The organism is Nocardiopsis sp. KDC1DS13DA1 (genome assembly GCF_055632325.1).
The window spans coordinates 147,502-169,872 of the sequence record NZ_JBVMUY010000021.1 but is presented as its reverse complement, the minus strand read 5'-3'; the positions used below and the strand labels follow the sequence as shown (position 1 = coordinate 169,872).

Genomic DNA, 22,371 nt, shown 5'->3' with positions numbered 1-22,371 from the left:
AACCAACGAAAAGGAAGGGAACGACATGGAAGCGGTCGCCCAGGACACCGACTTTCGCGCCGAGGTCGTCACCCGATTGGACGCCGGCCCCAGCAGCCGACCCGAGCGCGTGATGCACGATCTCGACGGCACCCGAGCAGCTGTCCCGCCCACCGACCTCACCAACGCCGGACGATCGCTGTGGAAACGCCTTCTCCATGAGGTCCCCGCGGTGACGGATGTCGACGCGGTCCTCGGCCTGGACGCGGGCGGCATCGTCCCCGCGCTGGCCCTCAGCCTGGCCTCCGGACTCCCCTACAAACTCGCGTGGAAGGTACGCGTGCCCCTCCCCGGAGCGGTCCACTTCGTCGAGGGGCACGCCAACCGGCCGAACGTGTTCGCCTACGGGATCGTCCCCGGACAGAGCTACGTCCTGGTCGACGACGAGGTGACGACCGGCATCACCCTCGTCAACCTCGCCCAAGCCCTGCGGGGTCACGGGGCGCATCCGGTGGCCGCGGTGTGCCTGGTCGAGGACACCCGCTACCAGGCCAGGTCAGTCATCGAGGAACTCGGGCTCCCCCTGGTTTCCCTCACCCGGATCGGAAGCGTCCGATGACCACGGACCTCTCCTCGGTCACCCGCCACTGGGGGAACACCGTCTGCACCTCCGAGCAGGTGATCAGCGTTCCGCTCGGCTACGACCGCGAGGTGACTCCCATCGGCGAACCGCTTCCTGGTCATCCCGACCACCACCTACGGCGAGCCCTGGAGCGGTGCGGGCAGGTCGTGGTGGCCTTCGACGGCAAGCTGGGGGACTCCCTGCTCGCCTTCGGCACGGTCACGGCGGTCACCGATGCGCTCGCCCTGTTCGGCAGGAGCGTTCCTCTCACCACGCTGGGCCGGTACGGATGCCTCTATCCGACGAGGAAGGAGACCGGTTCGTCAGCTCCCTTTCCCCGGTTCATCATCGGCGATGAACCGGGGGCGGCACTGGCCCGACCGACGGGCGATGACCACGTCCTGCTCTGCCGACCGGAGCAGGCCCACTGCCGCAGCGACGGCCGACACGTCTACCCCTTCCTCCCTGCGCGCTACTACCTGGCGGTCGAAGAACGCGTTGGACTCCGCCTTCCTGGTGGCCCGCCGTTCCTGCCGTCCCCGCAGCGCGATACTGCCGCCTCCGGCAAAGGAACGCTGACGATCGCTGCCATCACCGCGACGAGCTGGCCAGGACGCAAGGACTACGGGGCCGAGCGGTTCACCACGACAGCACGGATCATCGGCCAAGCGACCGGCCGCAGAGTGCGACTCCACCTCGTGTCCGGTCGCGGTGAGACAGCGCATCGACCCTGGAATTCGGACTCCGTGCAGGTGGAGCCGGTCGCTGGTGCGGATCTGGAAACGCTCGCCGCTCTGTTCGCCCGCTGTGACCTCGTCTTGGGAAACGACACCGGCCTCACCCACCTCGCCGCGCTTGTCTCCTCCAAGGCCGAGGTCATCGGACTCTACGGGCGGCACTCCCACAGCAAGTGGCGCACCGGGTTCGACCACCACCACGCTCTGGCCACACCTTTCTCCGAACGCATGCACCGCTGGGACATGTGCCCAGTCCGTGACGGCTTGGACGAGACCGATACCGAGCGGCGAACACCGCTGTCCGCGATCACCCCCGACACCCTCGCCGACACCGCCCTCCTCGCCCTGGAACGCAGGCGCGCATGAGGACTCCGAACCCACTCCCACGTATCGGAGCCCCGCTCAGGTTCTCCCGCAACCGGCTCTACCCGATCGACACGCGACGACGGCGCCTCATCGCCAAATGCATGCCCGAACGCAACGAGGCCCGCGCTGAAATCCTCGGGCACCGACTTCTCCGCGACTGGTATCCGGTGCCCACCCTGCACCACCACGTCCGACTCCCCGGACGCACCGTCCTGGTCTACGAACGACTGCCCGTGGACACCGACCACGGGCTGTTACTGGACCTGCTCAACACGCCGGACGACGGCGACCACTCGATCCTGGACGCGTACATGCGCCGGATGACGAGCACCTACCTGCGTGTCTTCACCGAGACGGCAGAGCTGAGCCCTCCCTCCACAGTGGTCGGCAAGCTCTACCGGGACCGGGCGATGCCCGGCGGGCGGCTCGACCACTACTACGCCCACAACGACATCCCCCTGACCGACGCCCAGAACGGGCCGAGACTCAGCGACCTCGCGCGGACAGGGCTGTACGTCAACGGACGCCACTACCAGCTCGACTGGAACAGAGTGCTCTCCTGGCTGCGCGGCGCGTTCGACACCCCAGCCTGGAGCGCGATCAGCCAGGGCGACCCGACCGACGTCAACCTCGCAGTCCCCCTGGCCTGGCTGGACTACGACACCGCTGGCCGCAACGCCATCGCGGGCGAGATCGCCAACTTCAGCTTCTACACCGCCGTGCTCGGAGGGTGGCTGGTCCCCACCCTCAACCCGCAGGCGTTCGCTCAGCACCCCGCCACGTTCGACCGACTCCCCGCGAACACGCCGCGTATCAGCGTCCACCCGCATGCGGCCACCATGCACATCCGGTTCACCGACCGGCTGACCCAGGCGCGACGGCTCGCCCTGTCCCGCTACTGGGAACTGCTCGTCCAGCCGCTCGCTGACCGCCACTTCCCCAGAGGAACCCTTGCCGAGGCGCTGCGCCCCTACCTGGCGATGCGGATCATCGGCGTGTTCGACCTCGCCCGGCTGCCCCTGGACCAGCGGCTGTACCTGCTCGCCAAGCTCGCGCTGTGCATGGCGCCCGATTTCTCTCCCACACGATTCTTCGACCTGACGGAGTCCTCGTGTCCCACTCGTTGAACGGACGTCTGGCACTGGTGACTGGAGCCACCGGAGGGATCGGATCGGCCATCGCCCGTGCCCTCGCGGACTCCGGGGCCCGCGTCGCGCTGGCCCACTTCGACACTGCCGACGAGGCCCGGGACCTCGCCCACGAGATCGCGGATGCGGAAGGAGCAGCGGAGATCTTCGACGCGGATCTGCGTTCACCCACCGCACCGGTGGAACTTTACGCACACGTGCAGGACAGGATGGGGCCGCCGGACATCCTCGTCACCACCGCTGGCGACTATCCACGAACACCACACGCGAACCTCAGCCGAGAACGCTGGGACGAGTGCCTGGCCCTCAACCTGACCGCCCACCACCTACTCACACAGGTCGCCGCGCCCGCGATGATTGTCCAGCACCACGGCCGCATCATCACGATCGGCAGTGTCCTCTCCTCGGCCGGGAGGCATGACCTGGCCGACTACATCGCGGCGAAAGCCGGACTCGAAGGCCTCACCCGCGCGCTCGCCCGCGAACTCGGCGAGCACGGGATCACCGCGAACTGCGTGGCCCCGGGCTCCATCCGCGTACCCGCCGAGGAACGGGTTGTTCCCGACCCCGAAGCCATGGAGAAGCGCCAGCTGGCCCGACAGTGCGTGCAACGCCGTGGTCGTCCCGAGGACGTCGCCTCCGCCGTGGTCTTCCTCGCCAGCGACGAAGCCGGATTCATCACCGGTCAAACCCTGCGAGTGGACGGAGGATGGGTCCTTGGCTGACGTCTACCTCATGCGCCATGCGCACTACGTTGGACACCGTCCGGGGTACCACGCTCCCGATGACGCGGAACTCTCCCCGCAGGGCCGACGGGACACGATTACGGCGGTCCAGCGGATGCCCGCCGTGGTCGGCACCGTGTCCAGCCCGCTGCGTCGTGCACGCCAGACTGCCGAACTCCTGGCTGAGCACTCCGGGATTCCCCTGCTGGGCGTCCTTCCTGATCTTCGCGAATGGCGGAGCCCCGTAGTGGTCCAGGGCATCCCTCCGGAGGAATTTCCCGCCGACTACGTCGCCTGGCGGGCGAAGCGCCTCGTGGATCCAGCGAGCAGGTACGGAGACGGTGAGTCCTTGACGGAACTCGGGGACAGAGCGGCACGGGCCCGAGCTCGGCTCATCGCCCTGAAGGACAGCCAAGGACCCGTGCTCGTGGTCGCCCACAAGATCCTGCTCCGAGTGCTGACGGATCCTGACGCACCCACGTCAGCGTTCGATCCAGCGGTACGAGATGAGTGGGACTTTCTTGGGCTCCGTGCCTTGAGGTGAGATCATCGAGTTCTGCGCTACACCAACCCCCTCCCCCAAGGACATACGCCATGACCAGCTCCGTCACCGTTGGCCTATTGCACCCCGGCCAGATGGGTGCCGCCATCGGGCACGAGCTCACCAAGGCGGGTGTCTGTGTCCTGTGGTGTCCTATTGGGCGAAGTGACGCGAGCGTCCGGCGCGCCGAGGAAGCCGGGCTCGAGGCTGACCTCGAGCTCGGATCGCTCCTGGAGCGTTCATCCGTGGTGATCTCCCTGTGCCCACCGGCCGCCGCTGAGGAGACGGCCGATGCGGTCAGGGAGGCGGGTTTCTCGGGACTCTTCGTCGAAGCCAACGCCATCAGCCCCGATCGCGCGGAACGGATCGCCGCCGACATGGCCGCTCACGGGGCCCGCACCGTGGACGGATGTGTCATCGGTCCGCCGCCCGGGGGCTCCGTCGCCACCCACCTCTACCTCTCCGAGGAGGAGGCGGAGCTGGCGGTGATCACGGATCTGTTCGCTGGGACGGCTGTCGTTCCGATCCAGATGGAGGGAGCTGTGGGAGCCGCCTCGGCGTTGAAGATGGCCTACGGCTCCTATCAGAAGGCCGCGTGCGCCCTGGCCGGGGTCGCGCAGGCGCTGGGTCGTGCCCACGGGGTGGACAAACACCTGACCGCGGAGGCACGACGTCTGGCGAAGTCCCCTCTGGCCACCCCGGAGTACCTGACCGGGGTGGCGGCCAAGGCGTGGCGCTGGGCTCCGGAGATGCGTGAGGTGGCCCAGAGCCTCGCCGAGGCAGGGCTTCCCCAGGAGATGGCCGAGGCCGCCGCCGCGGTGTTCGACCTGTGGGAGCTGGACAAGGACAACCAGGAGCTGCCGTTGCCGGAGGCCCTGGACCGCCTCAAGCGCGGCTGACGAGGACTCCGTGAGGCTCCCGGCTGCGTAGCTCTCCGGCGTCGACTCCGAGCTTGAAGGCTTCCCATTCGTCTCGGTTGTAGACGATGGTGAGGGCGGCATCGTTGCTGGCCTCGGTCAGGGTGAAGCCGCCGTCGGCGGTGAACACCGCGACCACCTCACCCACCGAACCCGGCTTCCCGCGTGCGATCGATGAGCAGAACGCGTCCCAGTGCGCGCTGGGGAAGAACAGCGTCGGGCTGGCATCGCCCAGTTCGTGCTTGCCCACGACGGTCCAGTCACCAAAGCGTTTGATCCCGACGCAGGAACCCTGGCCTCCGGAGAACGTGGACTTCGTGAACGGCTGCTGCGTGACCTCGACCTGTGTGGGGCGGGGTCCACCCGAGGGGTGAGTCATGATGGCAGCTCCTCCATAACCTTCTTGATGTAGCGCGTGGTCGCGGCCGTGGACATCGCGACGTCCACGATGTGGTTCCACAACTGCTTGTGCCGACGGATCTCGCGCGCCTTGTCGAGGTACAGGTTTCCTCCCTGACCCTCGATGTAGATCATCTCGGGCTCGTCGGGCTCGAACTCCAGGATGCTGAACGGGCCGCTGAGTCCGGCGTGCGCTCCCACGCTCTCAGGGATCACCTGGATGTTGACATTGGGCTTCCTGGTGAGGTCCAGCAGATGCTGGAGCTGTGCGCGATGGACCTCCACTCCGCCGACGGGCCTGCGGATCGAGGCCTCGTCCATGACGACCCACAGGTTCAGAGGGTCAGGATCCCTGTCCAGGATCCGTTGGCGGCGCTTGCGGAACTCGACGAGCCGCTCGACGTCGCTGGCGGGCTCCTGAGGGTTGGTCGCAGTGAGCAGGGGCCGCATGTGGTCTTCGGTCTGAAGCAGGCCCTGGATGAGGTGGGTCTCGTAGACGCGCACACTCGTGGCGTCCTCCTCGCGTCCGACGTAGATGTCGAACTTCGGGGGCATCACGCTCTCGAATTCGCTGGTCCAGTGGCGTGACTTGGCGTCCGCCGCGAGCTGGCGGATCAGGTCGCGTTCCCTGTCATCGTCGATGCCGAAGAGCTCGAAGAGGTGGTCGAGTTCGAGCTTGCTGGGCACGGCGTGCCCGCCCTCCATGCGGAAGACCTTTGGATCGCCGCAGCCGAGTTCGTTCGCCACCTGCTTGCCCGTGAACCCGGCCTTCGTGCGCTGCTCCTTCAGCCACAGGCCCAACTTGCGCTTACTGCCGGCTGGGCCACGTGCTTGCGCCACGTTTCTCCCCGTCTTCGTCGTCGGTTGCCGGGCAGGCGTGTGTCCGGTGAGGACACCGTGTCTGCGTGGTCACGGGAGTGATGCTACCGAACACTTGACTCGAAGCTTCTGTAGAAAGATTTCTGAAAACGCTTGTTATTGAAGATTTTCCGTTGCATTATCGGTGTCATGCGGCGTGGCTGCACGGTCACGGTTAGTGTGGGAAGTCCTGTATGTCCTCTTCTGGCTGTGTTGCGGTGCGCCCTGCTTCGAACCGCTGTCGCTGAGGAGGTTGAGGTATGAGGAGTCCAAGCAGCCCAAACCCTGGACGACCGCCAGACAGGGGTGGGTATCGCGCCCCGAGGCCGCGGTGTGGCCAGAACGAGGACCGCCGAGCGGTGACGGGACTGCCGATGCGCGTGAGGACCCCACGTTGGGGGGTGTCCGCCGCGTACTTCGACGGCACCCCTGAACAGGTCGGCCGCATCCGGACCTGGTGTACAGGGGCCACCGGGTTGGACGAGGAAGCGAACGCCGTGGTCGAACTCGCCGTCAGCGAGCTCGTGACCAACGCCGTCCTGCACACCGCTTCGGGCGGCCGGTGCGGGCGGGTCAAGGTCACCATCGAGGTCCTGCCCGGCCAGATCGTCCTGATCGCTGTGACCGACGACGGTCCCCGGGCTCTGCGCCCGGTCACCGTGCCTACGTTGACCGTCCACGTCGATGACACGTCCCCGTCCGGGCGCGGGCTGCGTCTGGTGGCCGCGCTGGCGGAGAAGTGGTGGTGGACAGGCCTCCGAGGCAGTCCGCTGACGGTGTGGGCGCTGATCGACCCCCACCGCGACCTGGACGCCTGAACGCCACCAAATATCTGCTGCCACGGCGGGAAGCGCAGCCCCACAGGCCAATGACACCCGCCCCAGCGGCACACACGAAGATGCCCCGATCGGTGTTGCACCACCGAGCCGGGGCGTGATCAACCACCTGAGCAAGCAGGAGGATGACCGTGCAACACACTACCGGCCGCCACCGCAGGCGGCAGCGAACCCTCGCGGGCCAGCTCTGGGCCCTTGCCACCGGAACGTTGGCAGCGATGCTGACGTTCGTGTTCATCCCCGACCCACCCAAACGCGACAGGACCGCGACCTCCCCGGTACCTGAAGGCGCTCGGCCGCCTGCTCCGGCCGTGTCGGCGACCGTGCCCGAACCGAGCCCCTCGGCGAGGCGGGTGGCGTCGGCCGACGAGGTGGCTGCGTACTGGGAGCGCGACGACCACGTGGCGGAGCTCGACACAGCGCCCGAGACCGACCCCGAGGAGGAGTGGGGTGCGCTCGTGCGCCCCTACATGCCCCCACCACCCCAGATCCGGACGCGGGTTCCCTGTCCCCGCGTTCCTGAGGGTGACCTGTTGGCTGCCCCACCACGGCGGGCGCCGGACGACCTGGCCGATCTCGCCGCAGTGGTTCGGACCTATCTCAACACCGTTGGCTGAGCGGTTCCGATCAGGATGAGGGTGGTGTCGCTTCAGCGGCACCACCCGACTACTTCATGGGTGGGCGTGATGACAGGAACGCCCGCGCACGCCTGGATCTCCGAGGGTGGAGATTCGACTGCTCGGTGTCGCATCCGTGTCTTCCCCGTCTCCATAGGGAGGTGAAAGGCAAAGGAAGGGCGACGACCCCTGGAGGGTGCGCGTGAACGAGTACGAGCAGACACTGTCGAGGTTGGCTCCCCGGATCACCGACCGGGACCGGCAGATCCTGGTCGGGTTGTGGGAGCACCAGGTGATGACCACCCACCACCTGCACCGCATCTACTTCCCTCATGCCGGACCCCGACGAGCCCGGTCTCGGCTGTTGTCTTTGTACCGGTACGGGCTGCTCAATCGGTTTCGCCGCCATGCCCACGACCGCAACGCCCCCGACCACTGGATCCTGTCCCCGACCGGAGCGGTGCTGGTCGCCCTGTACCAGGGCAAGGAGCCCGAGGAGCTGAACTTTCGCTCCGACCGTGCCCTGGCGTTGGCTCACTCGCCCCGCCTGGACCACATCCTCGGCCTGGCCCAGACTCGCGCCCAGTTCGTCGAGAGCGCCCGTGAAGTGGGTGCTGATCTGCGCCGATGGGTGGGAGAGCGTGAGTGTAAGGAGAGGTGGGGCCGCTACGTCCGCCCCGACGCCCGCGTGCGCTGGGAGCAGGAGGGGGTGGTCCTGAGCGCGTTCGTGGAGTACGACACCGGCACCGAACCCCTCACCCAGCTCAAGCGGAAGATGCCGGGGTACGCGCTCCTGGCCCAGGCGAGCGGCTTGCCCTTGATCGTGCTGTTCGTGGTCCATTCCGACAAGCGTGAGGACAACGCGGCGCGCACGCTCGCCTCCGCCTGCACCGGCACGGTGGGGGTGTATCTGACCACCCACCACCGTCTGGCGGTGGAAGGGGCTGGTGCTCCGATCTGGCGGCTGGCCCATTGCCGTGACCGGGTGGAGCTGCGCGATATCCCCAACGCCTATCCCCGCGAGAAGAAAGACAATGAATAGCCGCTTTTAGTGGGCGGTGGATTTCAAGGTGTGGCCGCTGCGAGAATAGATTTCTCTTTGGTGGAGGCGGGTAGAGAGGGGCTGGTTGGCGGGGTCCGGTGAAGCCTTGACGGGCGGTCGTGGTCGTGGTGGAGAGGTGCCGGTAAGAGGGCCTGTGACTCCGCCTGTGACTGGGCCGTTACCGTGTCCGCCGTGGCCTCCGTCTGGTGCTCCGGCCTTGGGTGGACCACCCTCGCTGGTGGGTTCAGTGCAGGTCGGGCGAGTTGTGGGGTGGTCCACCGGCCGCCCCGGCTGTATACCCAAGTGGGTAGCCCTCTTCACGTAGGGCGCGCGGCGCCCGGGGTGTGCGAGGGCGGGCCCGCCCCCGCACAACCATCCCACGACGGTCTCACCATCCCCACCCACCCGCCCTCTTCTACCCTTTCTTGCCCACCAATTAATCCTTTTGTTGAGCATCGTCCATGACGAGGGTCGATGCAGCCAAGATCGCGCAGCCAGGCGAGAGTCATGGCGGCGCGCCTTTTCTTCTCGCGCCGCATTTTCTTGGCTGCCGCGAACTGCTTCGCCGCTCGCCGGGCGAGCACCGGCGGCGCCGCGTGACCGCCACCTCGTGCTCGCGGGTCGGGTGTCGCATCTGCGGTGGGGCCGTCTTCTTAGGAGGTCGTCAGAGGGGAAGCGACGACGGATCCGGATGGATCACGAAAGGGCGGACATGGGGGACGCGAATCGGCAGACGCCGCTGGTGGGCCACGTGGCGGCCGAAACACGGCTGCCGCGCCCCATGGGCGGGGGCGGTGTGGCGGGGGCGGACGGGCGGTTTGGTGGCCCCACACGCCCCGATGCCCGCGACGGGGGCTGGCAGGCCCATGCCGCGTGTTGGGGGATGGACCCGGATCTGTGGTTCCCGGCCCAGGGCGGGTCGGTGCGTGCGGCCAAGCGGGTGTGCCGGGTGTGCCCGGTGCAGGTTAACTGTCTGGCCGAGGCGATGAAGCGCGGTGAGCTGTACGGGGTGTGGGGCGGCGCTTCGGAGGACGAGCGACGTCAGTTCCGCGCCGCTCGCAGGGACGAGTCCGGGGGAGGTGTGCGTGGTCGACGGCGAGCGGCTTGACGGTGATTGTGAAGAGGTGGTGTCGGAGCGGTTGTTGACGATTCCGGAGGCGGCGCGGGTGTTGGCGGTTCCGGAGTCGTGGTTGCGTGAGCGGGTGCGGTTGCGGAGGGTGCCGCATCGCAGACTCGGCAAGCACGTCCGCTTCACCGCCCAGGACCTGGAGCAGATCGTGGAGAAGGCCGCCCAGCAGGTGGTCGTCCCCGCACGACGGACCTTCTACGGGCGGCAGGGGCTGCGGTAGGGGAGAAGCAGCGAGAAGAGCCGGTGGGGCGGGCCTTGGTACCCGCCCCACCAGCCTGCCTGGGGCTTGGGATGGCGGTTAGGAGATCAGGCGTAGGCGTCGTTCACCGTCGGGGTCGGTCCAGGGGCCGGTGGGTGGTCCGTCGATGGCTTCGATCATGGTGTCGTCGATGTCGGTGACCAGGTGCCCGTACCGGTCCATGGTCGTGGTGATCGAGGTGTGCCCCAGGCGGCGTTGGATCTTGAAGACGTGCACGTCCTTGTCGATCAGCCACGCCACGTGGGTGTGGCGCAGGTCGTGGATGCGCGGCTTCTTACCCAATCCCCGCTTCTGGGCCTCCTTGACGCCGGGCACCCACCGGCGGCCATAAAACGAGCTGTGTCGCCACCAGGAACCCCGGTCAGTGGTGAACACGAACTCCTCCGGGCCCTTGCCCTCCAACCGGGGTCGGATGAGGTCGATGGTGCCGGGCGAGAGCGGGATGCGCCTGCGTGAGCTGCGGGTCTTGGGCGCCCCGAGTTTGAAGGTGTTGTCGCTCTGGCGCTTCCACGCCCGCCGCACGTCCAGATACCCGCGCGTCTGCGGCACCCCGCCCGGGCCGATGGTTCGGGTGAGGGTGATGTCGCGGACCTGGAGGGCGGTGAGTTCGCTGTAGCGCATCCCGGTGCGCACGAACACCTCGACCATGTCGCGGACGTCCTCGGCCATGGAATCGCGCAGCAGGGTCAGTTCCTCGCGGGTGAGGAAGCACATCTCCCAGTCGCCCTCACCGTCGTCGACGCGGGGTAGGCGGGTGCGTGAGGCCGGGTTCGACGGGCGCAGGGGTGGGTCTTCTCGGACGGCGGCCTCGCAGATGGTGAACAGCAGCGCATGGAGGTTGTGGATGGACTTGGGGGACAGGGGCTTGCGTAGCCATCCCGGTTCCTTTGTGCGGCCTCGGCTGGGTGTGCCGGTCCGGTACGGGGCTGTGGGGTCGGGAGTGCCGGTGCGCAGCTGGTTGACCCAGGCCCGCACGTCCTTGGGCTTGAGCTGGGACGTGTCGCGCAGGTTCACCTGCCCGAAGGTGGGGAGCAGGTGGTTGGTGAGGTCGCGGTGGTAGTCGGCACGGGTGCGCTCCTCGATCCCGGTCATCGAGTCGATCAGTTCACGGGCGAAGTCAGCGAACAGCACCGGATCGGCTTCGGGACCATCGTCCTCCTCGTCGACCGTGACCCACCCGTGGCCGGGGACCCACCCCTCGGCCCACCCCTGCCGGGGGATCCAGTTCTCCGGCCACTGGTGTCCGGCGGCTTCGACATGCAGGCGGAAGGTGTGGGCGTCGGCGTGGACGTCGAACGGTTCGGACTGGGGCGCGCCGCCACGGGTGCCGCCCAGGCGCCATTTCACCCAGTACCGGGTGCGCCCGTCGGCCAGTGTGCGCTGGTTGATGGTTGCCATGCGTGGACCATCGCTTGGGTGGACGCGGAAGCGAAGGGAATCGGTGAAAGATCTTCGAGAACCTTCGCCCCGCGCGCCACTACGGTCGATCTATCCACGTTTGCGCAGGATGCCGGGCTGTCGCCCCGGCCCGTGCACCCTCGTGCACCCTCACTGCCGGGTGAGTGACGGGGTGGGTGGTGCACACTCACCAGGAGAATCTTTACCGCCGTGCACCCGCTGGTGCACCCCCGACAACGCGAAAGCCCCTGACCCTCGCGCGTTTGCGCTGGTCAGGGGCTTACGCTCCTGGGGTGAGTGACGGGACTTGAACCCGCGACTTCTTGGACCACAACCAAGTGCTCTACCGGCTGAGCTACACCCACCATGTCCGCCCGGCCTCGCGGCCTTGCGTACATCCAGAATCCTAGCGGACTCTGAGCACTGCTTCGATCAGTTTTCGGCGTTTCGGCGATCCTCGGCGCTCTGCCGGGCCGACACACCGGTGCCGCCCGCCGCTACCTCGGCCGCGATGGCGCGTGCCGTGGTGGAGCTGGGGCCAGGTTCGGGCACGAACGCGGCCGCGCGGTAGTACCGCAGCTCATGGATGCTTTCGGTGATGTCGGCGAGGGCGCGGTGGCCGCCGTTCTTCTCCGGGCTCGCGTAGTACACGCGCGGGTACCAGCGGCGCAGGAGTTCCTTGATGGAGGACACGTCCACCATCCGGTAGTGCAGGAACTCGTCGATGCGTTTCATGTCACGTGCGAGGAAGGTGCGGTCCGTGGCGATCGAGTTTCCGCACAGCGGGGCCTTGCGCGGCTCCTTCACGTGGCGGCGGATGTGTTCGAGGACCTGGTCCTCCGCCTCCTCGAGGGACACGCCCTTGTCCAACTCCTCCAGGAGGCCCGAGGTGGTGTGCATGTCCCGGACGAAGTCGCCCATCTGTTCCAGCGCGGCCTGCGGCGGTTTGATGACGATGTCCACACCCTCGTCGAGGATGTTCAGCTCGCCGTCGGTGACCAGACACGCCACCTCGATCAGCGCGTCGTGTTCGAGGTCGAGCCCCGTCATCTCGCAGTCGATCCACACCAGACAGTCATTCATACCGGTCAGCTTAGGCCGTGCCGGGAGTGGTGGGGATGGCCGAGGGCGGCCGGACCGGTCCGGCCGCCCTCGGCGAAGGCGTTGGTCAGCCCCACACGTACTGGCCGGGGAAGCCGGCGCCGAAGAGTTCGAACATCCAGTCGTAGGTGCCTGAGACCTGGAGATAGGCCAGGGCGCCGCCGACCAGGATGATCAGGAGGACGGCGGTGCAGCCGCATCCGCAGCCGCCCTTCTTCTTCCGTTTGGCCTCGGGCGGAGGGTGGGGCCGCTGCGGGGGCTGTCCGCCACCGCCCGACCTCTTGCGCCGTCCCCACCTCGGACGCCGGGGTGAGTTGGGCTGTCCGGGGGCTCCCTGGGGCGGCTGGCCGCCCATGGGGGGCTGGCCCGGGACCGGCGGGGGCGGATACTGCGGCGGTCCCTGGTGGGGGTAGCCCTGGGGTGGGTGCCCCTGCGGCGGCCGGTTCATCTGGTGCGGTGGCGGAACGGGGCCGCCCTGCTGCGGACGGCCCGGTACGTTCTGCCCCGCGGGCGGCTGATAGCCGGGGGGAGGGTTGTAGCCGCCGGGGCGGGGCGCGTTCGGGTGCTGCTGGTACCCCGGCTGCTGCTGGTAGGGGCCGGGCTGCGGGTACCCGTAGGGCGGGGGCGGGGTTCCGCGTCCCTGCTGGGGCCCTGTGTACGGCTGCTGGGGCGCGTTCGTGGGCTGCTGGTACCCCGGCTGGTTCGGGTAGCCGGGGTAGGGCGGAGGCTGCGTCGGGTGCTGCTGCGGAGCCGGTGCCGGGTAGGCCTGCTGGGCACCCGACGGCTGACCCGGGTACGGCTGTTGGGGCCCCGACGGCTGGCCGGGGTAGCCCGGGTGGGGCTGCTGTCCCGGATAACCGTGGGCCTGCTGCGGTCCGGTCGGCTGCGGAGGCTGCTGCGGCTGCTGGGGTCCGGACGCGCCCTCCTGGGCGGGGTGCGGCTGTTCGGGCGGTGTCTCCTGCCCGGGGGACCGCTGTTCCTGGACCTGCCGGGGCCATTCGGCGGCCTGCTGCCCGGGGCCGTTCTCCGGTGACTGCGCGGCGGGCGCCGCGGGCTGGGCCCGGGCGGCCTCCTCGGCTTGTTTCCGGGCCTCCGCCTCCTTGCGTGCGTGTTCCTCCTCGGCGGTCCTGCGGCGCTGTTCGCGCCGCTCCTCGTTGAGGTCGGCCCACCCGTCCTTCAGGTTGCCGAGGAAGCGGTTGAACCGGCCGCCCTTGCGGTCCTTCGACTCCTCGGCCTCGTTCACACCTCCGGAGAACACAGGGTCGTTGGGGTCGAAGACCACCGTGCCCGGTGCCTCCCCGATCTCGTTCGGGTTGAACACCGCGGTCCGGGGGGCGTCGTCGATCAGGTGGGGGTTGATCACCGCCGTGCGCGGGGCGTCGTCGATCGCGTTGTCGGTGATGTTCGAGGTGGGGAGTTCGTCCTCGCCGAGGTTGGCGGTGGGTTCCTCGTCCTCGTCCGTGTTCGGGGTGGGGAGGTCGGCGGGGTTGACCCGGATGGTGGCGCCCATGCCGCCGAGATCGGCGGTGGGTTCCTCGTCCTCGGGTTCGGCGGCGTTCCGGATCTCGGAGGGGTCGATGCGCACGGTGCCGGGATCCTCGTCCACCGGGGCCGGGGCCGGGGCGGCGGGGGCTCCGGGGGTGTGGGCCCAGGAGGGGTCGATCCGCATCGTGCTGGGGTCGTCTCCCACCGGCGCGGGTGTGACGGACGGACCGAGTCGGACGGTCCCCTCTCCCTCGTCGGAGGAGTCGTGTTCCTGTCCGTCCAGTCGTGCTGTGGCGGCCTCATCGTCGTCCGGCGTACCGGAACCGCCCTGGAGTTCGCTCAGTGACCGGGTGTGCCGCGTCCACGCGTCACCGTCCCACCATCTGAGCGTCTGCGCGTCGCCGTGCGGGTCCGCGTACCAACCCGGCTCGATAGTTCCACCCATGGCGGACAGACTAAAGGGTTGTGGTGTCGGAGAAGACCACGGGAGTCCGCGTCCCTCCACCGCCGGCCCTGCCGCTCCGCCGTTCGGTCACCCTCACGGGATCGCCGACGGTTGCTGGTCGGGCCGTCGCGGTACCGGTGGTGACCGAAGATCCGCGTCGCCCGCGGAGGGTGCGGCGAACAGCCGGGCACCGTCCAGCCTCCCCGGTCCGGCAGACGTCGAACCGGGTACCTGGTCGTGGCCGAAGTAGCCCCCGCGCGACCACGCCCGGGCCAGTTCCGCGGCCGGTGTCCCTCCCAGCCCCGGAGGGCCCGCCGACCACCGGCGCGCGACGCCCCAGGAGTCCAACCAGGCCAGGATTGGCGCCAGCCCGCGCATCGGGCCGCCGGTGAACGGCTCCTCGGGGTGGGCGACCACCGCCACCGCCACGCACACCCGGCCCTCGTGTCCGTGGTCGACGTGGAGCGAGTACTGGTCCGTGTGGCCCAACGGCATCCGGCTGCGACGGGTGGCGGCCAGTGCCTGCGCCACCTCACCGGTGAGCGGGTTCCACACCAGGTGCACCGACCGCCCCTCCTCGGCCAGGCGCAGCGCCTCCTCGCGCGCCGACCACGCGTCGGGGCCGGAACCGGTCACCGTCCACACGGCACGGGGCGCGCCGACCCCCGAGGGGCCCGGCGCGGTCCCGCCGTCGATCCGTTCGGCACCGGGCATCCACGCGTTGGACATGGCAGTTCCCATCCGGTCGTCGTGCGTCCGGGCGCCGCGTGACCGGGGCGGTGCCCGGACGGTTCCGGACCTTCACTGAGTACGCCAAGACGGCGGAGAAGTCCATAGCCCTTCCACACGCGGACAGGGTCATGTCACCTTCCGGTACCGGGATCCGCTACTCCTCCTCGTCCTCGGAGATGCGCAGGGAGAACGCCTGGAGGAAGATCTCGCCGATCTCGGTCGGGTCCTCCGTCATGTACGCGGCTCCGCCGGTGGCGGCGGCGATCTGCTGGAGCGGTTCCAGGTTCTGCACGTCGGGGCCGAACGCGATCGTGATGATCGGGATCGGGCGCGAGGGGCTGGCGATGTCCTCGATCTGGGACAGCAGGTCGTCCAGCGCCAGACCGTCCGGGTTGTCGTTGTCCCCGTCGGTGAGCATGAGGATGACGTTGGTCCGGTCGGGCCGGTAGGTCCGCGCCATCTCCTGGTAGGCGGCCAGGTAGGTGTCGTACAACGCCGTGTCGCCCTGCGGCAGGGGGGTCAGCCCGGACAGGGCCGAGGCCAGCACGTCGCGCTGGGGGGTTCCCGCCTCGTCCGTCGCCTGGAGTTCGCGGACCGGGGCGAGTTCCGAGTAGTGGAGGTTGTTGTTGACGTTGGTCGAGAACTGCCACAGCCCGAGTTCGGACGTGGGCGTGAACATCTGGAGCCCCTCGGTGGCCGCGGCGCTGGTCACCTGCATCCGGGTCATCCCGGTCCCGGGGACCTCGGCGAGCATGGAGCCCGAGACGTCCACGATGGTGAGCACCCGCGAGTCCATCTTCAGCTGGTTCCAGGTGTGGGTCAGGTCGGTGACCGACCCCTCCGACGGCCTGGCAAGCTCCTCGGGCGCCTCCTCGCGGAAGCCGACGTTCTCGGCCAGCACCGAGGCGTCCATCTCTCCGTCGGGGCCGCGGAAGCCCTGGGCCTGCAGGACCGGTTGGGCCCCGTCGGCGCGCACGGCGGCTCGGAACAGCTCGGCGGCGCGGGTGATGTCGCTCTCCTCGCTGCGGACGACGTAGGGGTAGTCGAGGTAGTAGGTACCGCCCTCGAGGTAGCTGGCCCGGGCGGTGGCGTCCTGGTGGGCGCTGTTGTAGCGCCACACGGCCTGTTCCGACATGACCATCACGGGCGGTGCCTCCTCGGTGCCGCCGCTGAGGGAGAGGAAGGCCGCGTCCTCGTCGGGTGAGGCGCCCTGGTGCAGCGCCTGGAAGGCCGCGGTCATGCGCGCGTTGTAGGTGGCCTCGTCGGGGCTGTCCTCCTCCAGGGCCCCGCTGAGCAGGTAGAGGGTGCCCAGCCCGGTCGAGCTGCGCGCGGGGTCCACCACGCGGACGGTGCGCTCACCCTCGTCCCCGGGGGCCGCGGTGGGGACCACGTCCGTCCAGCTGAGCTGGGCCTCCTCGTCGGCGAACTCGGAGAGTTCGGCCAGGACGAGCGGGGAGCGGGCGACGGACGTACCGGTCTCGGTGATGACGGCGTCACCGGACTGGCTCTGCACCAGGCGGGGCCACACGGAGGAGTCCGGGATCCACACGTGGGAGTCGGTGTCGCCCATGGTGGCGCCCGCCCCGGTGATGCCGAACGCGACGTTGGCGGAGTCGACCTGGCGGATCTCGGCGCGCACGCACCGCCCGTCCACGGTGTTCCCCTCGTCGTTGAAGTCCGCGGCCAGGCTGTCGAGGGCGGGGGCCAGCTCGGGGCTGACCGCCACGTCCAGCCGGATCTGCGAACCGCGGCAGCCGTCGGTCCGCTCGAACATGTACACACCCGCGGCGGCCAGACCGACCACGATCACCAGTGCGGCGGCCAGGGCGGCGAAGGCTCCGCCGCGCCCGCGGCGGCGCCGTTCCCGCCTCGGGTAGGGCTCTTCTGAGTATCTTCCGCGGTGACGTCCCACAGCTTTCCTCACGGGGTGGTGTACGGACGGGGGGTCGGGGTCGGTGCCTGGTACGGGTCGGTCGCGCGCGTTCGGCGTCCGGTGGGGGAGGACCGACACATGGGGTGTTACTGGTCGGAACAGTACTCGGGCCGTTCGGGGCGGGTACGGGCCGACCGGCCCGACCGCGTCCGGCCCCGCGAGGACGGGTCCGCTGTGATCGGTGCCGCGTTCCCGTTCACACCGGGGGATTCGGACGGAACGGTCACTTCAGGGCATCCGGAAACGGTTCGCCCGGAAAGACGATCCGATATCCAATCGCAACCACCCCGCGTCTGTTCGGAACCGGGACGCGGTCTCGGCGGTCAGTTGTCGCAGTTCGGTACGCACAGTCGGCGGGAGATCGAACTCAGGAAGATGTCTCCGATCTCGTCGGGGTCGTCGGTCACGAACAGGGATCCGCTCGTGGCGGCCGCGATCTGGCGCAGTTCGGCCTCCTCGGACTGCGCCCCGAAGGCGATGATGAACATGCTGACCGGGCGCTGGGGGTCGAACCGGTCCTGGAGGGCCGCGACCAGCTCCGCGTGCGAGATCTCGCTCGAACCGTCGTCCCGTCCGGCGGTGAGCAGGATGACGCTGTTGATCTTGTCCTCGTGGTAGTTGTCCTGTACCTGGTCGTAGGCGTCCAGGATGTTGTCGTACAGCCGCGACCCCCCTCCGCGGACCGCGATCTCCTCCGCCACGCCGATGAGCTCCTGGCGCCGGGTGATGTCGCCGTCTCCGGCCGACCCGCCCAGCTGGAGCATCTCGGCGGCCTCGTTCCGGCCCTGGCGTCCGTACTGGTCCGACAGCAGCCACAGGCCCATGTCGGTCTCGTCGGGGAACAGGGAGAGCCCCAACATGGCCGCCCGCTGGGCGACCTCCATCCGGCTGGGCCCGCCGTTGAGGTCCGCGGCCATGTTCTCGGAGGTGTCGGCCAGCACCAGGGAGCGGCTGGGCATCGACAGGCGGTTCCAGTCGGTGACCGAGGCGAGCAGTGCGTCCCCCGTGAGGTCGCCGTGTGTGGGCGGCTCCTCCGGAACGTCCCAGGGCTGGGCCTCCAGGGAACGGGGGGCGTTGCCGCCGGGGTCCCGGAAGCCGAGGTCGCGCAGGCGTTCGCGGTGCTCGTCCCCGCGCAGGACCTCGTACAGGTCCGCCGCGGCCGACCGGAGCGCGGTGTCGTCGGTGGTGGTGACGTAGGGGTAGTCGAGGCTGACCGTGCCCTCGGCGGGGTAGCGTGCCGCCAACTCCGGCGCGGACGCCGCGCGTTCGTCGTTGTAGGAGGCGACCGCCTGCTCCGGAACCACGATCACCGGGTCGACCCGCTCGTCGGCCGCGGGCGAACCGGTGAAGAAGGTCGCCAGGTCGATCTCGCCGAACGCGCTGTCCAACTGGACGTCCCGGACGAAGTCGGTCATGGCGGTGTCGGCGTCGTCCCCGGTGCCCAGGATGCGGCGGACCGCGTGCATGACGGTCATGCCGTCGGCGCCGCGGTTGGGGTCGACCATGACCAGCGGGCGCTCCGGTTCGCGCTCTCCGGGCAGGACCAGTGTCCAGCTGGCGTCCCCCGGGGCGGGCAGGCCCTCCGTGTCCACGGGGGCGGTCATGACCACCGGAGAACTCGCGAGCGAGGGCGGGGCGGTCTCGATGCTGTGGGTGCCGCCTCCGGACACGCGGGCGAGCTCGACCCACACCGAGGACTCGGGCACCCACACGTGGGGGGCGATGGTGGAGTCGCCCCCCTGGCCGCCGGACAGCGCGGTCATGATGCGGTGCGGGGCGATCTCGTCGACCTGCGCGTACACGCAGTCGCTCCCGTAGCTGGGCTCCTCCTCGTTGAACTCGGTGGCGGCCGCGCGCAGGACCGGGGCGATGCTCTGCGTCGCGGACACGCGAAGGTAGCGGACGTCGCCGCAACCGAGCGCGTTCAGCCCGACCGGGACCGCGATCGCCGCGACGGCGATGACCGCGACGGCGACGGCGGTGAACCCCAACGGTGACCGGAACACTCCGCGTGCGGCGGACCGGGTCGGTGAGGAGAGTCGGTGACGTCCACTGGGCAACGGGGATCTCCGGGGCGTGGTGGGGCGCGGTCCTTCGGCGGTGCCGCCGAAGGACCCGGTGGGACGTGGGTCCGTGCGGAGCCGTGCCGTCGGGCGTCCGAGGGCGGATGCGAACCATGGTGCGGCGGACGGCGTCACACAGGATGAGTCACGACCGACCGGCCGAATGTGACGAACGAAACTTCACCAGGACCTTACTCGTTGGTAATGGGAGAGCGAAAGTGGCCGGGCTTCGACGCCGGAACCGTCGTGCCTGGTCGGTGGACGGAGACCTCTTTGTTACCGTGCTCTCCGCAGAAGTACTCCGAACCCACGGATAGGCTTGGGCCTCTCCCGTCCCCCGCGGCAGACCCCTCCCCTTCCGTGTCGCGGATGTCCGTGTGACCACCGACCCCCGAGGGTTATGGCATGTCCCAACAGCACCGAGACCACCGGAACCGAGGCACACTCGGTACCGCCCTGCTCGCCGGCGCCTGCTGTGCCGGGGCGCTCGCCTACGCGGTGCTCGCGGGCCCGTCGCTGCTGCCCGCGGAGGACGTGCAGGCCACGTCGGCCATGAGTCCGGACCTGGTCGGTCCGGTCGTGGAGGCCCCCGAGGAGCCCGTCGTGAGCGGGCCGGTCGGCCAGCTGCGCATCCAGGTCAGCGACCGCGACCGCGCGTGGGTGCAGACCCTCAACTGCACCGGTGAGCTGGAGGAGGACCCCGAGGCCTGCGCCGAACTGGCCCAGGTCGCCGCCGAACTCGACGACGAGATCGGGGGTGCCGGGGGGTACGGCGACGCCACCGCGCGCACGGCCGCCGCCGACGGCACCGAGGAGCTGTTCACCGAGGTGCGCGCGGGAACCGTGTGCACCGACCAGGTGTACGGACCCCAGCGGGCCACGGTCGAGGGGACCTGGGAGGGGCAGGAGATCTCGACGACGCTGAGCAGGACGGGCTCCTGCGAGGAGGCGCGCTGGCAGCGCCTGCGCCCCCTCACCGAGCAGATCAGCTGAGCCGGGTACGGGCGGCGGTCCGGGGCTCCCGGACGGGAGAGCTGGGATAATCGTCCGCCATGAGCGTCATCAGGGTCACCGATCCCGCCGATCCCCGCCTGGCCGACTACACCCGGCTGCGCGACGTCAACCTGCGTCGCCACCTGGAGGCCGAGCACGGACTCTTCATGGCCGAGGGCGACAAGGTGATCCGGCGCGCGGCCGCCGCCGGGTTCGAGCCGCGCAGCTTCCTGCTGACCGAACGCCGCGCCGAGGCCCTCGACGACGTGGTCGCCGGCTCCACCGCCCCGCTCTACGTGGTCAGTGAGGAGACCGCCCGCCTGCTCGTCGGCTTCGACCTGCACCGGGGTGCCCTCGCCGCCTTCCACCGCCGCCCCCTGCCCGCGCTCGACGACGTGCTCGCCGGGGCGCGCACGATCGTCGTGTTGGAGGACCTGGTGGACCACACCAACGTGGGCGCGATCTTCCGCAGCGCCGCCGGGCTCGGCGTCGACGCCGTGGTGCTCGCTCCCCGTTGCGCCGACCCGCTCTACCGGCGGTCGGTCAAGGTGTCGATGGGCGCGGTGTTCACGCTCCCCCACACCCGGCTGGACGACTGGTACGGCGGTCTGGACACCCTCAGGGCGGCCGGTTTCCACCTCATGGCCCTCACCCCGGGGGAGGGGTCCCTGCCGTTGCGGGACGCGATGTCGGCGCTGGCCCCCGACGACCGGGTCGGTCTGCTGCTGGGGACCGAGGGCGACGGCCTGTCCGCGCGCTGGCTGGAGCGGGCCACCGCACGGGTGCACATCCCGATGGCCCAGCGGGACGTCGACTCGCTCAACGTCACCGCGGCGGCCGCCATCGCCTGCTACGAACTGGCGCGGTTCACCGGGTGACGCGGGCGGCGCCCGCCGCCGTCACCAGGGCGGGTGTCCGCCGCGCATGCCCTAGGGTGGCGCGTGACACGGACCTTGAGGCGTGTCCCCGGGGCGCGTCCGAGACGCTCCGCGGGACGCGCCGCGGTGGAGCGGAGGGTACGGCCACATGGGCGGGCGAGCACTGGTGCAGTGGGAACAGAACCGGGCGAACGCCCCGGATCCGCGCAGCGTGGACCTGTACACCGGCGGGGCCGCACCGGAGTCGGGCCTGGCCGAGGTGGCCTTCTACCAGGTGCCCTACGCACCCTCCACCCAGGGCGTCGACGAGCGGCTCGACATCATCGCGCGGATGCCCGCGCTGGAGGTCGTCCAGTTGGTGTCCGCGGGCTACGAGCACGTCCTGGGGCTGCTCCCCGACCACGTGACCTTGTGCAACGGACGCGGCCTGCACGACGCCAGCACTGCCGAGCACGTCCTCGCACTGATCCTCGCCGCCCAGCGCGACCTGCCGCGGTGGGCCCTCGACCAGAACGACCACCGCTGGGAAGCGGTCCCGCTGCGGTCGCTGGCGGACTCGCGCGTGATGATCGTGGGCTACGGCAGTATCGGCCGGGCCGTGGAGAGTCGGCTGCTGCCCTTCGAGACCGAGGTCGTGCGCGTGGCCGGCCGCGCCCGTCCGGACGAGGACGTGCACGGCGTCGGTGAACTGCACGCCCTCCTGCCGGAGGTGGACGTCGTCGTCCTGGTCACCCCGCTCACCGAGAGCACGCGGGGGCTGTTCGGCGCCCGGGAGTTCGCCCTGCTGCGGGACGACGCGCTCGTGGTCAACGTGGGCCGCGGGCCGGTCCTGGACACGGCTGCGCTGGTGGCGGAGAACGGGCGCGTGCGGGCCGCCCTGGACGTCACCGACCCCGAACCCCTCCCGGCCGGCCACCCGTTGTGGGACGTGCCGGGCGTGCTCCTCACACCGCACGTCGCGGGCGGTTCGGCGGCCTTCTACCCGCGTGCCCGCGCGTTCATGGACCAGCAGCTCGCCCGCTGGGCCGCGGGTGAGCCGCTCGCGAACGTGGTCCGGCCGGGACGCTGACACCGCCGGTCCGGTTTCCGCCGTCCGGCGGCACCTCGGGGCTCGGCGGACATCCATGGCCTTGATTGCTCTTCGGGGGTTTTGTCGGTGCCAGCGGCG

Annotated in this window: 22 protein-coding genes and 1 tRNA gene; 14 read left to right on the top strand and 9 right to left on the bottom strand. The window is 69.6% G+C overall.

Going from position 1 to position 22,371, the window contains the following annotated elements:
• Nucleotides 1–25: 25 nt before the first annotated feature.
• From ACTVAJ_RS14565 to ACTVAJ_RS14540, 6 genes are all read left to right on the top strand, one after another.
• Entirely contained in the window at nucleotides 26–598 is a 573-nt protein-coding gene (locus tag ACTVAJ_RS14565; RefSeq protein WP_470388673.1) for a phosphoribosyltransferase, read from the top strand.
• The gene (locus ACTVAJ_RS14560) at nucleotides 595–1,704 is read left to right on the top strand and encodes a glycosyltransferase family 9 protein (protein WP_470388672.1); all 1,110 of its coding nucleotides are present in this window, start codon (nucleotides 595–597) and stop codon (nucleotides 1,702–1,704) included. The genes ACTVAJ_RS14565 and ACTVAJ_RS14560 overlap by 4 nt, the downstream gene beginning before the upstream one ends.
• A 101-nt stretch (nucleotides 1,705–1,805) precedes the next feature.
• Nucleotides 1,806–2,831: a hypothetical protein gene (locus tag ACTVAJ_RS14555; RefSeq protein ID WP_470388671.1), complete on the top strand. Its 1,026-nt coding sequence runs from the start codon at nucleotides 1,806–1,808 to the stop codon at nucleotides 2,829–2,831.
• Nucleotides 2,816–3,577, top strand: a complete 762-nt coding sequence (locus ACTVAJ_RS14550) for an SDR family NAD(P)-dependent oxidoreductase (RefSeq protein ID WP_470388670.1) — start codon at nucleotides 2,816–2,818, stop codon at nucleotides 3,575–3,577. Before ACTVAJ_RS14555 ends, ACTVAJ_RS14550 begins: the two co-directional genes overlap by 16 nt.
• A 10-nt stretch (nucleotides 3,578–3,587) precedes the next feature.
• A complete protein-coding gene (locus ACTVAJ_RS14545; protein WP_470388770.1) occupies nucleotides 3,588–4,121 on the top strand; it encodes a histidine phosphatase family protein in 534 nt (177 codons plus the stop codon).
• 50 nt (nucleotides 4,122–4,171) lie between these two features.
• Nucleotides 4,172–5,017 (top strand): NAD(P)-dependent oxidoreductase, encoded by an 846-nt coding sequence (locus ACTVAJ_RS14540; RefSeq protein ID WP_470388669.1) that lies wholly within the window; start codon nucleotides 4,172–4,174, stop codon nucleotides 5,015–5,017.
• Here ACTVAJ_RS14540 and ACTVAJ_RS14535 read toward each other — a convergent pair.
• Together ACTVAJ_RS14535 and ACTVAJ_RS14530 are read right to left on the bottom strand one after the other, a co-directional pair.
• Nucleotides 5,004–5,414 carry a DUF397 domain-containing protein gene (locus ACTVAJ_RS14535; protein ID WP_470388668.1) on the bottom strand — a complete coding sequence of 137 codons (411 nt, stop codon included), beginning with the start codon at nucleotides 5,412–5,414 and terminating at the stop codon, nucleotides 5,004–5,006. The two genes, ACTVAJ_RS14540 and ACTVAJ_RS14535, sit on opposite strands and share 14 nt — an antisense overlap.
• Nucleotides 5,411–6,274, bottom strand: a complete 864-nt coding sequence (locus ACTVAJ_RS14530) for a helix-turn-helix domain-containing protein (protein ID WP_470388667.1) — start codon at nucleotides 6,272–6,274, stop codon at nucleotides 5,411–5,413. Before ACTVAJ_RS14530 ends, ACTVAJ_RS14535 begins: the two co-directional genes overlap by 4 nt.
• Nucleotides 6,275–6,693: 419 nt before the next feature.
• Here ACTVAJ_RS14530 and ACTVAJ_RS14525 point away from each other — a divergent pair, with 419 nt between their 5' ends.
• The 5 genes from ACTVAJ_RS14525 (at nucleotide 6,694) to ACTVAJ_RS14505 (ending at nucleotide 10,136) form a co-directional block, all read left to right on the top strand.
• Nucleotides 6,694–7,110: an ATP-binding protein gene (locus ACTVAJ_RS14525; protein WP_470388666.1), complete on the top strand. Its 417-nt coding sequence runs from the start codon at nucleotides 6,694–6,696 to the stop codon at nucleotides 7,108–7,110.
• Nucleotides 7,111–7,259: 149 nt separating this feature from the next.
• Nucleotides 7,260–7,745 carry a hypothetical protein gene (locus tag ACTVAJ_RS14520; protein ID WP_470388665.1) on the top strand — a complete coding sequence of 162 codons (486 nt, stop codon included), beginning with the start codon at nucleotides 7,260–7,262 and terminating at the stop codon, nucleotides 7,743–7,745.
• Nucleotides 7,746–7,947: 202 nt separating this feature from the next.
• Nucleotides 7,948–8,787, top strand: coding sequence for a replication-relaxation family protein (locus tag ACTVAJ_RS14515; RefSeq protein ID WP_470388664.1), 840 nt, complete (start codon nucleotides 7,948–7,950; stop codon nucleotides 8,785–8,787).
• 691 nt (nucleotides 8,788–9,478) lie between these two features.
• Nucleotides 9,479–9,895: a WhiB family transcriptional regulator gene (locus ACTVAJ_RS14510; protein ID WP_470388663.1), complete on the top strand. Its 417-nt coding sequence runs from the start codon at nucleotides 9,479–9,481 to the stop codon at nucleotides 9,893–9,895.
• Between the two features lie 34 nt (nucleotides 9,896–9,929).
• Nucleotides 9,930–10,136 (top strand): helix-turn-helix domain-containing protein, encoded by a 207-nt coding sequence (locus ACTVAJ_RS14505; RefSeq protein ID WP_470388662.1) that lies wholly within the window; start codon nucleotides 9,930–9,932, stop codon nucleotides 10,134–10,136.
• A gap of 78 nt (nucleotides 10,137–10,214) precedes the next feature.
• On the opposite strand, the gene ACTVAJ_RS14500 is transcribed toward ACTVAJ_RS14505, so the two are convergent.
• The 7 genes from ACTVAJ_RS14500 to ACTVAJ_RS14470 all read right to left on the bottom strand — a co-directional run bounded on the left by ACTVAJ_RS14500 (nucleotide 10,215) and on the right by ACTVAJ_RS14470 (nucleotide 19,329).
• Nucleotides 10,215–11,573 carry a tyrosine-type recombinase/integrase gene (locus ACTVAJ_RS14500; RefSeq protein ID WP_470388661.1) on the bottom strand — a complete coding sequence of 453 codons (1,359 nt, stop codon included), beginning with the start codon at nucleotides 11,571–11,573 and terminating at the stop codon, nucleotides 10,215–10,217.
• 289 nt (nucleotides 11,574–11,862) lie between these two features.
• Nucleotides 11,863–11,938 (bottom strand) — tRNA-His (locus ACTVAJ_RS14495).
• A gap of 67 nt (nucleotides 11,939–12,005) precedes the next feature.
• Nucleotides 12,006–12,656: an oligoribonuclease gene (gene orn, locus ACTVAJ_RS14490; protein WP_470388660.1), complete on the bottom strand. Its 651-nt coding sequence runs from the start codon at nucleotides 12,654–12,656 to the stop codon at nucleotides 12,006–12,008.
• An 85-nt stretch (nucleotides 12,657–12,741) separates the two neighbouring features.
• The gene (locus ACTVAJ_RS14485; protein WP_470388659.1) at nucleotides 12,742–14,604 is read right to left on the bottom strand and encodes a DUF2510 domain-containing protein; all 1,863 of its coding nucleotides are present in this window, start codon (nucleotides 14,602–14,604) and stop codon (nucleotides 12,742–12,744) included.
• Nucleotides 14,605–14,697: 93 nt separating this feature from the next.
• Nucleotides 14,698–15,333 (bottom strand): hypothetical protein, encoded by a 636-nt coding sequence (locus ACTVAJ_RS14480; protein WP_470388658.1) that lies wholly within the window; start codon nucleotides 15,331–15,333, stop codon nucleotides 14,698–14,700.
• A gap of 157 nt (nucleotides 15,334–15,490) precedes the next feature.
• On the bottom strand, nucleotides 15,491–17,248 hold the full coding sequence (locus tag ACTVAJ_RS14475) for a substrate-binding domain-containing protein (protein WP_470388657.1): 1,758 nt from the start codon (nucleotides 17,246–17,248) through the stop codon (nucleotides 15,491–15,493).
• 344 nt (nucleotides 17,249–17,592) lie between these two features.
• Nucleotides 17,593–19,329: a substrate-binding domain-containing protein gene (locus tag ACTVAJ_RS14470; protein WP_470388656.1), complete on the bottom strand. Its 1,737-nt coding sequence runs from the start codon at nucleotides 19,327–19,329 to the stop codon at nucleotides 17,593–17,595.
• 408 nt (nucleotides 19,330–19,737) lie between these two features.
• On the opposite strand from ACTVAJ_RS14470, the gene ACTVAJ_RS14465 reads away from it, so the two are divergent.
• From ACTVAJ_RS14465 to ACTVAJ_RS14455, 3 genes are all read left to right on the top strand, one after another.
• Nucleotides 19,738–20,325 (top strand): hypothetical protein, encoded by a 588-nt coding sequence (locus tag ACTVAJ_RS14465; protein ID WP_470388655.1) that lies wholly within the window; start codon nucleotides 19,738–19,740, stop codon nucleotides 20,323–20,325.
• A gap of 59 nt (nucleotides 20,326–20,384) precedes the next feature.
• Entirely contained in the window at nucleotides 20,385–21,203 is an 819-nt protein-coding gene (locus ACTVAJ_RS14460) for a TrmH family RNA methyltransferase (protein ID WP_470388654.1), read from the top strand.
• 148 nt (nucleotides 21,204–21,351) lie between these two features.
• The gene (locus tag ACTVAJ_RS14455; protein WP_470388653.1) at nucleotides 21,352–22,272 is read left to right on the top strand and encodes a 2-hydroxyacid dehydrogenase; all 921 of its coding nucleotides are present in this window, start codon (nucleotides 21,352–21,354) and stop codon (nucleotides 22,270–22,272) included.
• Nucleotides 22,273–22,371: the final 99 nt, after the last annotated feature.